We start from the raw sequence: 12,349 nt of genomic DNA on the forward strand, positions 1-12,349 counted from the left end.
CTCTCTCGCAAGGGCCGATAAGCGATACCGTTGCCCACAACATGGCACGCAATGGTCTGCTGCAAGCAGCGCGTTGCAATGCCGACTTGCGCCTGCAGGTGCAATCGGCCATTCTTACCGTCGGTGCGTACCTTGTCGTCAGGCAGGAGGCTACGGCCGGGGTCATGATTGTCAGTTCGATAATGATGGGGCGTGCACTGGCTCCGGTCGATCTGGCCATTTCAAGCTGGAAACCCTTCCTCATTGCGCGCCAGAGTTGGGCGCGGCTTGAGGACCTCTTGGAAAAGGTTCCTGAAACCGCTCCTGTTGTGCCTATGCCTGCACCTGAACGCGAACTGCGCTTGGAAAGCGTGACAATCGTTCCGCCCGGCGAAAGCAAGCTGACCGTGACCGGCCTTGCGTTTGTCATTCAGGCGGGAAGCGCACTCGGGGTCATCGGTCCATCGGGCTCGGGCAAGTCGACACTCTCGCGCGCCATCGTCGGCGCATGGACGCCGGTCGCCGGGAAGGTTCGCATTGACAGCGCAAGCCTCGATCAATGGGACCGGGAAGCACTAGGCCGTCATATCGGCTATCTGCCACAAGGTGTTGAGCTGTTCGACGGCACCATTGCCGAAAACATTGCTCGTTTTGAAGATGATCCTGACCCTGAGGCTATTGTCGCCGCGGCGAAAGCAGCGGGCACGCACGAACTGATCCTCCGATTTGAGCACGGATACGAAACTCCGGTCGGTGAGGTCGGATCGGCACTTTCCGCCGGGCAGCGCCAGCTTATCGGTCTTGCCCGTGCCCTTTATCGAGACCCTTTCCTTGTTGTGCTGGATGAACCCAATACCCATCTCGATGCGGAAGGCGAAGCTGCAGTCGCTAAGGCGATCGCCTCCGTGCGCGAGCGCAAGGGCATTGCGGTTGTCGTCTGCCATCAGCCGAGCGTCATCCGCGCCGTCGATTTGGTGTTGGTGATGGAAGGTGGACGGCAGCGAGCATTCGGTGCGCGTTCCAAAGTCCTGAAGGCCATCGAGTCTACACAGGATCACGTGGCAGAGCGCGCTGACATGGAGGATACCGGTGTCCGGCATTGATCAGAACAATGACGTTTCAAGCTCCATTCGCCGGCACCTGGTGGCGGGCCTTCTGGCGAGCGTGATCTTTGTGGGAGGAGCCGGAGCCTGGGCGACCTTCACGAATCTCTCCGGTGCGGTTGTAGCGTCCGGACACTTTGTCGTCGTTTCCTATGTCAAGAAGGTGCAGCACCCGACTGGCGGGGTGGTCGGAGAAATCCTGGTGCGCGAAGGGGATAAAGTAAAAGCCGGCGACATCCTCATGCGGCTCGATGCCACCCAGACGCGCGCCAATCTCGCCATAGTCACCAAGCGGCTCGATGAGCTGGCCGCCTACCTGGCACGACTCGATGCTGAGCGTGACGATCTCGCGGAAATCGCCTTCCCGGACTGGCTACTCGCCCGAAGAGATGTTCCGGACGTAGCTTCGGCAATAGATAGCGAGACGCTGCTGTTCGAATTCCGCAGGCAATCCCGCAACGGGAAGCAGGCGCAATTGGCGGAACGCATTACTCAATATCACCACGAGATCGAAGGACTCAAGGCGCAGGAAATTGCCTATGAAAAAATGATCGAGGTTCTCCAAAAGGAAATTGCTGTTCTAAGTGGGCTGCGCAAGCAAGGCATTGTCTCGGACCAACGGTTGAACAGCCTGAAGATCCAGGTTGCCACTTTCGGCGGCGAACGCGGTGAGAAGATCGCAGATCAGGCACAGACGGCAGCCCGCATAGCCGAAACGCGCCTGCAGATCCCGCAGATCGATCAGGATTTCAAGTCGGAAGTCGGCCAGGAGCTCAGAGAGGTTCAGGCGCAGATCGGGGAGTATGTTGAGCGCAAGGTGGCGGTTGAACAGGAACTGCGGCGGATCGATATCGTCGCGCCGCAGTCAGGCGCCATTCAACAACTCGCAGTTCATACGGTCGGCGGAGTGATTACGCCCGCCGATCCGATCATGCTAATCGTGCCGGAAGGCGACGATCTTGCGCTTGAAGTACGAATCACCCCGAAGGACATCGACCAAATCCAGCTTGGTCACAAGGCCGTGCTGCGGATGTCAGCCTTCAATCTGAGAACCACGCCGATATTGAACGGATATGTCAGCCGGATCGCAGCCGATCTGGCGACGGATGAAAAAAACGGCATTTCGTACTACCTGGTGCGCCTGTCGGTTCCGCAGGCGGAACTGACGAAGCTCAAGGGGCTGACACTCGTGCCCGGTATGCCGGCCGAAGCGATGGTCGAGACGGGCGAGCGTACGGCGCTTTCCTATTTCGTGAAGCCGCTGTCGGACCAAATCAGTCGGACATTCCGGGAGGAATGAAATAACCCACAGAATATATCGTTGTATTTCTGTTGGTTTCTTTGAGCGTGGTGAGACCTGAAGGCACACATATTTTCTCACTTGCCTCTGGGCACAACTTCTTTCTGCAGTGAATTCAACATCTTAACGTACCCTCAAATGCAGAAATGTCAGCGTTTCATGTTGCAACTGAGTCAACGGTTTTTACTGGTGCGCGGCTGGTGAAACGCGACATGAAAAACCCGCCACCAGCGGCAGCGGGCTGTTCGTTTCTCTTCTGCGGAATGAAAGTCAGTCAGTGCCGCGTGGCTGACATCGCCTCGAACATATCCCAAGCCCCATCTCGGTTTCGGTGCTTACCGGGAATGCGGACCCAGCACTGCTTCGCAAAGATCCGAGCTTCTAGATCGTCGTCAGGATGCGTATCGGTCATAAGCGCCGTCCAGTCCCACTTCCGGGTTTCGCGGCGCATAACGTCGACCACAAACCAGCCGGAAGGCGGTCGATCACCTTCGGTCGTTCGCATGGCAGTTTCCTTCTGAACGAAAGATCATGCCGTTCACTCAGCGGCCTGAAGTCAACGCCGACGGTCTGCAAGACGAGCAGCGCACGCGTGGCTTGCGAGGGCACCGTTTCCCATGTCGGGCTACAACTCTCGGTCATCGTAGCGGGAAATGGTAATGCGCCGCAAGAGTGTTGCAGGGCACGAGGGCTGTTAGGCGGTAGGGTTGCGCTCGCCAGGGTAGATGTCGCGCATAAGCAGCAGACGTTCGAAGAACAGCCATCTCACTGTAGGCTTGCAGCAGTTCCTCCTGGGAGGGCAGAGGCGCCGGTTGCGGCGAGACATGCGCCCCGGCAGCGCCTCTTATGGCCGGAATAGAGGCGATGGCACCGAGCAGGGCGCCGCGGGAAAATCTTCCAAGGGAAAGCAGCGGCCATAGCTTCGCCGGCGTTAGGCATTTGGGTCTGCATTTGCGATAACGTTGCACTAATGGTATAAGGCTGCACGTATCGTACAATCGGCACTTTTAATGTAAGGTTTAATTAAAATGACAATTTCACCATCTCAATGCCGGGCAGCCCGGGCGCTTGTTGGATGGTCGCAGGATCAGCTGGCAGCGGCCTCCCAGGTGGCCAAGACGACCATTGCCAATTTCGAAGCTGGCAAGCGGACGCCATACGACCGCACGCTGGTCGACCTGCAGGCCGCTCTGGAGGCTGCCGGGGTTGAGCTCATTCCGCAGAATGGAGGAGGCGCCGGCGTGAGGCTCGCAAAGCCGTAGCCGGGCCGGCGCTTGCGTTCGCGCTAAACCGGCGCGAAGCTGCCTTTTGGGGAACGGGAGGGCATACGTATGGCAATCAGATATCGGGCGACGACAACGATCCGGCTCAACACGGATGGCATATGGGGTGCTTGGATGTTGATCGTGTCTCCGCTGGTGCAGGCGATTATCTGGTACTACTATTTTGCGAAGCCGGACTATGGATGGCTCGGCCTTATTGCCCTCACCAGCGTGACAGTGCCCTGCGGCTTCGTGCTGCTACTGATCGGCCGCGACTATGACAGTATCGTCGACGAGACGAACTGACGCCTCGGTCCTCTGCGATCCTGATGATGCGACCGACAGATACATTGCCGCCAGCTGGACGGCGGAAGTGACCCCTTGCACGGTCTATGAAAGTGGATAACTCTTCCGGCATGTCGGTACGCCAGAACATTCAAGACGCAGAATTCTTCGGGGTAGGCTCCTACAGCGTCGGAGAGGCCGCGCGCCTGATAGGGACGTCTGCGCTCAATATTTCGAGGTGGATGAAGGGCTACACCTTCCGCCGCGAAGAAGTTGAGCATCGAATCGCGCCGCTATGGTCATCGCAGTGGCCGATCATCAACAATCATCTCGAGATCGGATTCCGTGACCTGATCGAGCTCCGCTTTGTCAAAGCATTCACAGGGGCCGGCGTCGGCCTTTTGGCGGTTAGAAATTGCATCGAGTACGCACGTGAGTGCGTCAATGACGAGCGCCCGTTCTCAACCAGGCGCTTCCAGACTGACGGCAGAACGATCTTCCTCGAAGGAATAGAGCGTTCCGGTGAAACCAAGCTACTCGACCTGAAGAGGCGGCAGTATGTTTTCCGCCAGGTCATAGAGCGGACGTTCAAAGATCTGGATATCGAGAATGACGCGGTGGCGCGCTGGCGGCCCTTCAATGGCAAGCAGTCCATCGTGATCGACCCCCATCGTTCGTTCGGTCAGCCGATCGCCTCCAAATATGGCGTCCCGACCGTGGCGCTTGCGCAAGCGGTAGAAGCCGAAGGATCCGTGGAAAAGGTGGCGCGCCTTTTCGATGTCTCAGCTACCGCTGTTAGAGACGCCATGAAATTCGAAGAGAGCCTTCAGAGCGCCGCGTGAAAGCCCTGGTCGACGAAAACCTGTCGCCCGCTCTCGCCCGTTCGCTAAATGCCCTGTTCGCCGGGGAGCATGAGATCGTCCATATCAGAGAGAAGTTCGGCCCCGGCGTGAAAGATGTGGCCTGGATCGGCCAGCTGAGCACGGAGGGGCGTTGGATCGTCATTTCTGGCGATCGACGCATTACCCGGAACAAGGTCGAATATGCTGCATTTCGAAGCTCTCGGCTCGTCGGGTTTTTTCTTTCGAAGGGCCTCTACAAGGCTCCGGTCGTCAAGCAGATGGAGCGGCTACTCGCCCTTTGGAGCACGATCGAAAAGCAATCGGAAATTGTCGCGGGCGGCGCGATGTTCGAACTTCCAATAAAGAGCACGCGCATCGAGCAACTGAAGGTGTAGTCTAAAGGCATTCGCTACACTTTCGCTTTCCGCCAGCCCGCCCACCACGCTTCCCATTGTGAGCAGAACCAGCGCTCTCCTCGAGCTGGGTTGACGCGCGTAGCAGAGTAATATTCCTGCCCCGGCATATGGTAGATATGCTCGCCGCGCTCGTTAATGTTGCCCTTGATACCGCAGCCCGCCTCGCGGACAGCCGCGTTGCTGGCCGACGAATCGCCGCCATGGTGAACGCGCGGCAGCTCGTGCCGATCGTCGCCGACTGCAAGATAGCCCGCGGAAGTCGCCCCGAGCATCACCAGAACGGCGACGAGACGATAGCGGAAAAGCGAGCGTACCACACTAGCCATTCAAGCCATGCTAGTCATGGGTCTCACTGCTCTGGGTACAGTTATTGCTGATGTCGGACACCTCTCGCGATAGCGAGCTCGTCCAGACTGCCCAAGTCAAGTTTGATCTGTCAGTCTTCAGCCTCGACTGTGTAAAGCGCGCCGCGTATCGGGTAACCGGCAACGCTGCGGTTGAGATCACGATCGAGGGCGGCTTCGCAGTATGCACGATCAACTTCAGCAAGGCGGCCGCGCGAACTTCGGCCGACGCAGCGGTAGAAAGACTGCGGCTAGAGGTCTTGGATCAGGACCTGCGTAGCAGCATCGCCGCCGAAACCGCCACTGTTAGAAAAGCGATACTGGCGCTTGCGTTTTCCAGATCGGGCCTACAGTCCGATGACTAAGTTTGCTCCGGCAACTGAGTTCCAACGACCGTTGGACGACACATATCAGCTCGCGTACTTCCGTTTTTCCCAGTTGGACGACGAGCGGTATGTGCTGACCAACCAAGCGGGCGAATATCTGGTATTGCCGCGCGCCGTGCTGGCTTCATTTATCAGGCACGAGCTTCCCAGCACACACCCCGCCTACGAATCCAAAGCGGCCCGCGCCCACCATCGATGCTCAATTGCCTAGCCGGTTGCCATTGCCCGCTAACGAGCGCACACTGTTGCGGTCGCCTCGAAAAACCAAAAACAAACAGGCACGAGGCGCTTGGGAGCGATCATCAGGCTTTCGCCCGACCAGGGAGAAGGCCATGCCGACACCGGCAGAGATCCGGCTCATTTTTTTGACGGGGCAACTCGCTCACAACCAGAGCATCGTTTCCAAGCAAGATATAGTCGTCGGTTTGCTGAATCACGAAGGCAGTCCAACGACCGACGCCATTAGCCTTTTGGCGAGCATGCACCACACCCTGCAAGGGACCCGCCAGATCTTACACGAGGCGGAAGCGGCATATCGAGTCAGAAATGCGGAGTAGTGAAAAAGCCCAACGCGCGTACACAGCCGCAGAGTTCGCCGAGAAACACGGTTTGACAGTGAAGGCAGCCGGAATCATCTTGTCCGTGAACGGCTCCTCACGTGTCGCTTGCGATGCAGCAGCACGTGCATTCAAAGAAGCGGTAGCGCACCGACAACACAGCAATGAGAGTATAACGATAAAAGCCCGCTGACATCTGGGGACGCCGTGCTTGTGCAGGGATGGCCCGCGCTTGCTTCCGAGCGCGGGCCGACCACGATGAGTGAGGGGCCATCTTGGTCACCGGCACGGGACCGCTGAAGAAAGAGCCGGGTGCGACCGAACAGCCTCAGAGCGAGGATGTTCCCGACTGCCGCAAAAAAGCCCGCCAGCGTGAGCCGGCGGCAATGGCCTGGAGTATGCTGGAACGAGCCAGCATAGGTCAACGAGCGGCGGAAGGTTCGGTTGCAACTCGCTCGTTGCTCCCGAGTTGTTGCCTGGGAGCCCCGACACAGAAAACTTCGCCGCCATGAAAGGACTGGCGCCCAGCGCGCAAGCTACGTATCCGGCCTCGTGACCGTTGCAATCGAATTCCACCAGTAGTCCGGCGACGCCGGCGAAGCGCAACCATTGAAGTTCATCTCGTGGGCGGCGAACTGCGGATCGGTATCGACGATCGTCTCGGCTGCCAGGTCTTGCGCCTCGATAGAGGGCAAGGTCACGAAACCGAAAACAGAAGGCGCGGCGATCCCAATCCGTTGCTTTTCCTCATTCTTCATTGCGAAGATCGACGCTTCCAGTCGATCAAAGACGTCAGAGCAAGTTGTACGTTTCGCAGGAGTTCCAAGGCTTCCTGCAAGGGAACGATGCGGTTGGCTGATCTCTTGAAGAGTGTGATGCGAGCGTGGTCTCGAGCTGCTTCACATGTTGACTGACGGCTGGCTTGCTTGTCCCGAGCGCAGCCGCCGCTCGCCTCGTCGAACCTTCCCACAACACTTCTCGGAAAACCTTCGGTTGACGGAGCTTCAGAGCGACCCCACGATGGACTCGATTGAGTGAACCTGATGGTGGTGAGCATCGCAGAGGATCGGCGACCGGGCTGTCATAATCCCAGCCCGCATCCGGTCCCGCGGGCGGGTTCGATCCCTGATGCATGATGCGGACCCCGCGGACGGGGACAGTCGGTCCCGCGTCCCGTCATGCGGCCGGCGCTATGCTGACATGGGGTAATTGCGGGCGATGCTAGATTCTTCGCCGTCAGTGATTCTCATGGAGGCCAACATGGACCAATTTGTTGGGTTAGACGTCTCGCAGGAGATGACCCACCTGTGCGTTATCGGCAATGACGGTAAGCTTGTCTGGCAAGGAAAGTGCCTATCGACGCCAGAAGACATAGCCGGAAACATCAGATCCAAAGCACCAGATGTTGTACGCATAGGGCTCGAAAGCGGTCCCTTGTCGACCTGGCACTGGCACGCCTTGAAGGCTATGGGGCTGCCGGTGCTGTGCCTTGATTCCCGCCATGCGCAGGCGACCATGAGTGGCCAGGTAAACAAGACCGACAAGAATGATGCCTATGGATTGGCTCAGATCGTCAAGGCGGGCTGGTATAGGGAGGTCGGGGTAAAGAGTCTCGACAGCCACGCCGTCCGCTCGATGCTTGGAGCACGAGCTCAACTCGTCGGAATGCGGGTAGAGGTCACCAACCAGATCAGGGGCATTCTCAAAACTTTTGGCGTCATTCTGTCAAGACGAACGGGCGAGCCGTTCGAACGGCTCGTGGATGAGGCGTGCGACAATAGCGACCCAATGCTCAATCAAACCGTCCGGTCGATGCTGTGCGTCCATTCCTGCCTGAAGGAGCAGATTCGGCAGCTTGACCGCCAACTGATGAGCCGTGCTCGAGGGAGTGCTGTGTGCCGGCAGCTTATGGCCATTCCTGGCGTGGGCGTCCTCACGGCCCTCGCGTTCGTGACAGCGGTGGATGATCCGTCCAAGTTTGCGAAATCCAGAAGCGTTGGCGCGTACTTCGGCCTGACACCGCGATGTTATCAGTCGGGTGAAATCGATCGCAAGAGGGGCATCTCAAAATGCGGAGACAGTCTTGTCCGTACCTATTTATTTGAGGCCGCCGGCACGCTCCTGACGAGGGTCGAGAAGTGGTCGGGGCTCAAAGCCTGGGGCCTCCGGATCGCCAAGCGCAGCGGCTTGAAGAAGGCAAAGATCGCCGTCGCACGAAAGCTAGCAGTAGTCATGCACCGCATGTGGGTGGATGGCGTATCCTTCCGATGGTCGGCCGCAGAAGCGGGGGCCGTCGCATGAAGATAGAGGTGAACCCGAAGAAATCCGTCGCTCGACGGTAATCTTGTCCCTTGCCGGGACGAGCAGCGGCAAACCCGCCAGGAGCTATGCAGCCCTTCCACCGAAGCGGACTGCGTTGCTGACATTGGGAGCCGCAGCGTCCGATGCCATGCTGTGGCGAGCACTGTTCGACCACGAAGAGAACGCTGAAACCGGCAGGAGGCAGGTCATTAGTCCAAGGCCGCGTGGTTGAGGAGGGGAAAGAGAGCAACCGATCATTCGAACTGGAATCCTACGCCGTAGCCTTCGCGGAAGGCCAGCGTATTCGCCGGCATCTCGATAAGGTCGTGCGGTTGTAGACCGCTCCCGCAAGGCGCATAGTCGCGCCATGAAGATGCCAGTGAAGGCCGATCTCGCAAACGACAACGGCAAGCCAGAAGATCACCAAGCAGCCGCGACCACTGCGCTGCACAAGGCAGTGGCAGGTCTGGACGCGTCGGCTGAATTGCTGGCCGCGATCCTCGCGGCGCCGAACCCAGCCAAGCCGACAATTTCAAACTGAGACACCACCCGCTACCGGACATCGGATCGGTTAGAAAACGGTTGACCCCAGGCCCGCAATTAGAGAACATTGGGAGCCGCAGCGTCCGATGCCATGCTGTGGCGAGCACTGTTCGACCACGAAGAGAACGCTGAAACCGGCAGGAGGCAGGTCATTAGTCCAAGGCCGCGTGGTTGAGGAGGGGAAAGAGAGCAACCGATCATTCGAACTGGAATCCTACGCCGTAGCCTTCGCGGAAGGCCAGCGTATTCGCCGGCATCTCGATAAGGTCGTGCGGTTGTAGACCGCTCCCGCAAGGCGCATAGTCGCGCCATGAAGATGCCAGTGAAGGCCGATCTCGCAAACGACAACGGCAAGCCAGAAGATCACCAAGCAGCCGCGACCACTGCGCTGCACAAGGCAGTGGCAGGTCTGGACGCGTCGGCTGAATTGCTGGCCGCGATCCTCGCGGCGCCGAACCCAGCCCATGGACCAACGGCCAGGTCGAACGCATGAACCGCACGATCAAGGATGCGACCGTCAAACGCTTCTACTACGAGAGCCATGACCAACTGCGCCAGCATCTCGCCGATTTCGTCTTAGCCTATAATTTCGGCCGTCGACTGAAGACCCTCAAGGGCCTCACGCCCTTTGAATACATCTGCAAAATCTGGACAAAAGAGCCCGAACGATTCAGGCTCGATCCAACCCATCAAACCTTAAACATTATTAATTGGATCCGCCAAGTCGCTGGCGGCGATAGGATCGCCCCGCGCCACAATGGGCAGTTGCTCGGCCACCCACCTGTCCAGAAACTTAAGGCCGCGAACGCTCATTCGGTTAAGCCAGCATCAAAGTGGACCCCAGCATCGACCAGCGTCCGATATATGCCGTCAACTTCTTCGTCGATCTCTTCGCGTTTGATACCCAAGGCTTTAGCGTCGGCATACAATTTGTGTGTGTACTCACTTATCGAGACGGCGTCGACCTTAGCCGTTTCGGGGAGATTGTTGCCGATCCAGCGATCGAGGAAGTTGACGCCGCGTGTGCTCATGAATGCATAAGCGAATGCCGCCAGCTAAGTTCCTCGTATAGCACTTTCATACAAGTGCGCGGTCCCGCCATCGCAGGGTATCGTCCATCACTGCGTAGAATTTCGGCCGGGGTGGCTATGAGCTCATATCGGGTGGAAGAGATCGAAGACGACGTGTTGCACGCGACCCACCAAGTTGAGCGTTGACGCCGTTCGAAGCCGCCGCAAGGGCGGTTAACCGAGTGGTGACTTTGCGAAATAGCCAAGCCAAATGGCTCAGAGGGACCTTCGTAGACGTCCCGAAGGGACGCAACAAAGGTCCACCTGCGGTCTATGACTATCGAGGGATCGGCCCAGTGCGGCGATCGCGCGAGCAGTACTAAGGCGCGATGATGTAGCCGATCATGTCATCGTTGGGGTCTTCATCGGTTAGCTGTTGGAAGAGCCGCTTCGCATGATCGGGCCATCGACCCTCTGCGATCCCTTGTTCGCTTGCCGACTGCCGAAAGGCCTGGCGCACCATGGCGAAATCGAAGGCCGAAATCTGACCGCATTCACGGTCCTTGCCCATGATGGTAAACCTCCCGAGGATGAGCAAGAGCTGGCGAACTCTCAAACGCCAGCAGCGCATAAATCACCTAGCTCCCTTGCAACCATAGGCCGATGGAGAACTTTTGATGTACGTTTTTTACCAAGGTTAGCCGCGCGGTTGTCGGCTTTGTCACCGGCGCTTGTCGGCTGAGCGGATATCACATAGCCGCAGCGGCGCGGGTTCACGTCGGGCCATTTTGAACAGGTTTGAGGGGCGGTAATGCTTAAGGCGCAAAGAGTGCTCGATCCGGGTTCAGATTGGCGATCCATATGCAGTGGCGATCTTTGCCGACAAGCATGGACTCTCGTTTCCAATGGCCCATCGCATAATGCGTGCCATGCCGCGGCGCGCGCGTTTCTGGCGGCGCTTGATTTGCGTGGACGCTGTCAGACGTGAGAATCGGGAGAACTGCCACCGCCGTAACGGCGCTCTGCCTCAACCTCAAAGTTCAGCGAGACCTGCAAGACCACGCCGCCTCCGTCATCGCGGACCTTGATCGTCAACCTGTGGTGATCGCCATCTGGCAGGCTCTCCTTGATCATTTCAACGAGAGTGCGAACGGCTTCCTCCTTGACTTGATCGAAGGCCGAACAATGGGTGCCCTGGTCGTCATGGTAGACTAAGCCATTGTCATCGAGGTCGAAATAATAGAGGGCCATTTGCCCAAACCTGGGTCAACGTCGGTTCCCGTCAAGGGACAATCTGCGGCTGGATCTCGATTTCGCCGACGAGCCGCCTGTATTCCGCTTCCGGTTCCCCATAGCTACCGTTTGCGAGATCGATCAGACCTTTTCGGTCGCGAATGACCACTTCACCACGCCGGGATTGTATGAGCCCGCGCCCCTCAATCATCTGCAGTGCGACCGTGACTCCAGGGCGCCTCACACCGAGCATCACGGACAGGTATTCATGGGTGATGAAAAGTCTATTGCCAACAACACGGTCGTCACACATCAGAAGCCATCGAGCCAAACGATCCTCGATTTTGCATCGCGCATTGATCAGAGCGGTGTAGGTGGATTGTATATGAAAAGCGTGGACGTAGCGCATCAGAAACGGCCGAAGTGTGTTGCTCGCCTTTAAAGCCGCTTTGAACTGCGAGGCGTCGATCACCAACACCTCGCCGGTCATCTGAATAAAGCAATCATGCGTGGCCTGGTCGTCGCCCATCACAAGAGCCGAGCCGGTCATGCCTTCGAACCCGATGATGCCGACTTCTGCGTCGGCTCCCCTGTTCTTCCTGGCCACCACGGAGGCAAGGCCGCTGCAAGGGAAATAAACATATTCGATTTTTTGCCCGGCGTTTTCGAGCGGCGTGCGTAGATCGAGGAAGGTGTTGCGCAGATGCGGCTTGAGGTGATCCAGATCGGCAGGATCGAAGCGCCGCAGAAGCGCATTTTTGTTTGTATCAAGATGCAGGTCCATAGCG

At 58.0% G+C, this 12,349-nt stretch carries 18 protein-coding genes and 2 pseudogenes; 13 read left to right on the forward strand and 7 right to left on the reverse strand.

The annotated features are described in order from the left end of the window. Together NKI88_RS29550 and NKI88_RS29555 are read left to right on the forward strand one after the other, a co-directional pair. Nucleotides 1-1,082, forward strand: a 1,082-nt coding sequence (locus tag NKI88_RS29550; protein WP_352658966.1) for a type I secretion system permease/ATPase, incomplete at its 5' end; no start/stop codon positions are given. Further along, nucleotides 1,069-2,382, forward strand: a complete 1,314-nt coding sequence (locus NKI88_RS29555; RefSeq protein WP_023806359.1) for an HlyD family type I secretion periplasmic adaptor subunit — start codon at nt 1,069-1,071, stop codon at nt 2,380-2,382. The genes NKI88_RS29550 and NKI88_RS29555, both read left to right, overlap by 14 nt. A 274-nt stretch (nt 2,383-2,656) precedes the next feature. Here NKI88_RS29555 and NKI88_RS29560 read toward each other — a convergent pair whose 3' ends face one another. Next, entirely contained in the window at nt 2,657-2,887 is a 231-nt protein-coding gene (locus NKI88_RS29560; RefSeq protein ID WP_023806360.1) for a hypothetical protein, read from the reverse strand. A gap of 523 nt (nt 2,888-3,410) precedes the next feature. Here NKI88_RS29560 and NKI88_RS29565 point away from each other — a divergent pair. From NKI88_RS29565 to NKI88_RS29580, 4 genes and pseudogenes are all read left to right on the forward strand, one after another. Beyond that, nucleotides 3,411-3,638 (forward strand): annotated as a pseudogene (locus tag NKI88_RS29565) (helix-turn-helix domain-containing protein); the annotation flags it as partial. A 141-nt stretch (nt 3,639-3,779) separates the two neighbouring features. After that, nucleotides 3,780-3,950: a hypothetical protein gene (locus tag NKI88_RS29570; RefSeq protein WP_352460860.1), complete on the forward strand. Its 171-nt coding sequence runs from the start codon at nt 3,780-3,782 to the stop codon at nt 3,948-3,950. 110 nt (nt 3,951-4,060) lie between these two features. Next, nucleotides 4,061-4,771, forward strand: coding sequence for a hypothetical protein (locus NKI88_RS29575; protein ID WP_023822826.1), 711 nt, complete (start codon nt 4,061-4,063; stop codon nt 4,769-4,771). Then, a complete protein-coding gene (locus NKI88_RS29580) occupies nt 4,768-5,166 on the forward strand; it encodes a PIN-like domain-containing protein (protein ID WP_023806363.1) in 399 nt (132 codons plus the stop codon). The genes NKI88_RS29575 and NKI88_RS29580 overlap by 4 nt, the downstream gene beginning before the upstream one ends. Before the next feature lie 14 nt (nt 5,167-5,180). On the opposite strand, the gene NKI88_RS29585 is transcribed toward NKI88_RS29580, so the two are convergent. Further along, nucleotides 5,181-5,513, reverse strand: coding sequence for a sunset domain-containing protein (locus tag NKI88_RS29585; RefSeq protein ID WP_031198880.1), 333 nt, complete (start codon nt 5,511-5,513; stop codon nt 5,181-5,183). A gap of 50 nt (nt 5,514-5,563) precedes the next feature. Between NKI88_RS29585 and hxsD the strand changes: the two genes are divergently transcribed. From hxsD to NKI88_RS29600, 3 genes are all read left to right on the forward strand, one after another. Then, nucleotides 5,564-5,896, forward strand: coding sequence for a His-Xaa-Ser system protein HxsD (hxsD, locus tag NKI88_RS29590; RefSeq protein ID WP_023806365.1), 333 nt, complete (start codon nt 5,564-5,566; stop codon nt 5,894-5,896). Between the two features lie 31 nt (nt 5,897-5,927). Further along, nucleotides 5,928-6,128, forward strand: coding sequence for a hypothetical protein (locus NKI88_RS29595; protein ID WP_031198881.1), 201 nt, complete (start codon nt 5,928-5,930; stop codon nt 6,126-6,128). A gap of 121 nt (nt 6,129-6,249) precedes the next feature. Next, the gene (locus NKI88_RS29600) at nt 6,250-6,474 is read left to right on the forward strand and encodes a hypothetical protein (RefSeq protein ID WP_023806367.1); all 225 of its coding nucleotides are present in this window, start codon (nt 6,250-6,252) and stop codon (nt 6,472-6,474) included. Between the two features lie 536 nt (nt 6,475-7,010). Here the strand turns inward: NKI88_RS29600 and NKI88_RS29605 are convergent. Next, nucleotides 7,011-7,232: a hypothetical protein gene (locus NKI88_RS29605; RefSeq protein ID WP_023806368.1), complete on the reverse strand. Its 222-nt coding sequence runs from the start codon at nt 7,230-7,232 to the stop codon at nt 7,011-7,013. A 34-nt stretch (nt 7,233-7,266) separates the two neighbouring features. Then, on the reverse strand, nt 7,267-7,608 hold the full coding sequence (locus NKI88_RS29610) for a helix-turn-helix domain-containing protein (protein ID WP_081727491.1): 342 nt from the start codon (nt 7,606-7,608) through the stop codon (nt 7,267-7,269). Nucleotides 7,609-7,734: 126 nt separating this feature from the next. Between NKI88_RS29610 and NKI88_RS29615 the strand changes: the two genes are divergently transcribed. The 4 genes and pseudogenes from NKI88_RS29615 to NKI88_RS29630 all read left to right on the forward strand — a co-directional run. Beyond that, nucleotides 7,735-8,775, forward strand: a complete 1,041-nt coding sequence (locus tag NKI88_RS29615; RefSeq protein WP_023806369.1) for an IS110 family RNA-guided transposase — start codon at nt 7,735-7,737, stop codon at nt 8,773-8,775. 367 nt (nt 8,776-9,142) lie between these two features. Further along, nucleotides 9,143-9,316: a hypothetical protein gene (locus tag NKI88_RS29620; RefSeq protein ID WP_023816936.1), complete on the forward strand. Its 174-nt coding sequence runs from the start codon at nt 9,143-9,145 to the stop codon at nt 9,314-9,316. Nucleotides 9,317-9,640: 324 nt separating this feature from the next. Further along, nucleotides 9,641-9,811 (forward strand): hypothetical protein, encoded by a 171-nt coding sequence (locus tag NKI88_RS29625; protein ID WP_286456077.1) that lies wholly within the window; start codon nt 9,641-9,643, stop codon nt 9,809-9,811. Beyond that, nucleotides 9,781-10,011: pseudogene (locus NKI88_RS29630) on the forward strand (integrase core domain-containing protein); the annotation flags it as partial. The gene NKI88_RS29625 and the pseudogene NKI88_RS29630, both read left to right, overlap by 31 nt. A 696-nt stretch (nt 10,012-10,707) precedes the next feature. On the opposite strand, the gene NKI88_RS29640 reads toward NKI88_RS29630, so the two are convergent. The 3 genes from NKI88_RS29640 to NKI88_RS29650 form a co-directional block, all read right to left on the reverse strand. After that, complete coding sequence (locus NKI88_RS29640; RefSeq protein ID WP_023807135.1) at nt 10,708-10,899, reverse strand: hypothetical protein; 192 nt, start codon at nt 10,897-10,899, stop codon at nt 10,708-10,710. 407 nt (nt 10,900-11,306) lie between these two features. Then, entirely contained in the window at nt 11,307-11,579 is a 273-nt protein-coding gene (locus NKI88_RS29645) for a DUF6894 family protein (RefSeq protein ID WP_352514570.1), read from the reverse strand. A gap of 31 nt (nt 11,580-11,610) precedes the next feature. After that, nucleotides 11,611-12,345 carry a Crp/Fnr family transcriptional regulator gene (locus tag NKI88_RS29650; protein ID WP_023807133.1) on the reverse strand — a complete coding sequence of 245 codons (735 nt, stop codon included), beginning with the start codon at nt 12,343-12,345 and terminating at the stop codon, nt 11,611-11,613. Between the last annotated feature and the right edge of the window lie 4 nt (nt 12,346-12,349).

Origin of the sequence: Mesorhizobium sp. M0317 (genome assembly GCF_040321555.1) — a bacterium.
Taxonomy (GTDB): domain Bacteria; phylum Pseudomonadota; class Alphaproteobacteria; order Rhizobiales; family Rhizobiaceae; genus Mesorhizobium.

Excerpts from the sequence above, each read along its gene's own strand:
- NKI88_RS29650 (WP_023807133.1), bottom strand. The coding sequence starts at position 12,345 with ATGGACCTGCATCTTGATACAAACAAAAATGCGCTTCTGCGGCGCTTC.
- NKI88_RS29575 (WP_023822826.1), top strand. The coding sequence starts at position 4,061 with ATGTCGGTACGCCAGAACATTCAAGACGCAGAATTCTTCGGGGTAGGC.
- hxsD (WP_023806365.1), top strand. The coding sequence starts at position 5,564 with ATGTCGGACACCTCTCGCGATAGCGAGCTCGTCCAGACTGCCCAAGTC.
- NKI88_RS29620 (WP_023816936.1), top strand. The coding sequence starts at position 9,143 with ATGAAGATGCCAGTGAAGGCCGATCTCGCAAACGACAACGGCAAGCCA.
- NKI88_RS29640 (WP_023807135.1), bottom strand. The coding sequence starts at position 10,899 with ATGGGCAAGGACCGTGAATGCGGTCAGATTTCGGCCTTCGATTTCGCC.
- NKI88_RS29570 (WP_352460860.1), top strand. The coding sequence starts at position 3,780 with ATGTTGATCGTGTCTCCGCTGGTGCAGGCGATTATCTGGTACTACTAT.
- NKI88_RS29645 (WP_352514570.1), bottom strand. The coding sequence starts at position 11,579 with ATGGCCCTCTATTATTTCGACCTCGATGACAATGGCTTAGTCTACCAT.
- NKI88_RS29585 (WP_031198880.1), bottom strand. The coding sequence starts at position 5,513 with ATGGCTAGTGTGGTACGCTCGCTTTTCCGCTATCGTCTCGTCGCCGTT.
- NKI88_RS29600 (WP_023806367.1), top strand. The coding sequence starts at position 6,250 with ATGCCGACACCGGCAGAGATCCGGCTCATTTTTTTGACGGGGCAACTC.
- NKI88_RS29605 (WP_023806368.1), bottom strand. The coding sequence starts at position 7,232 with ATGAAGAATGAGGAAAAGCAACGGATTGGGATCGCCGCGCCTTCTGTT.
- NKI88_RS29610 (WP_081727491.1), bottom strand. The coding sequence starts at position 7,608 with ATGCATCAGGGATCGAACCCGCCCGCGGGACCGGATGCGGGCTGGGAT.
- NKI88_RS29560 (WP_023806360.1), bottom strand. The coding sequence starts at position 2,887 with ATGCGAACGACCGAAGGTGATCGACCGCCTTCCGGCTGGTTTGTGGTC.
- NKI88_RS29615 (WP_023806369.1), top strand. The coding sequence starts at position 7,735 with ATGGACCAATTTGTTGGGTTAGACGTCTCGCAGGAGATGACCCACCTG.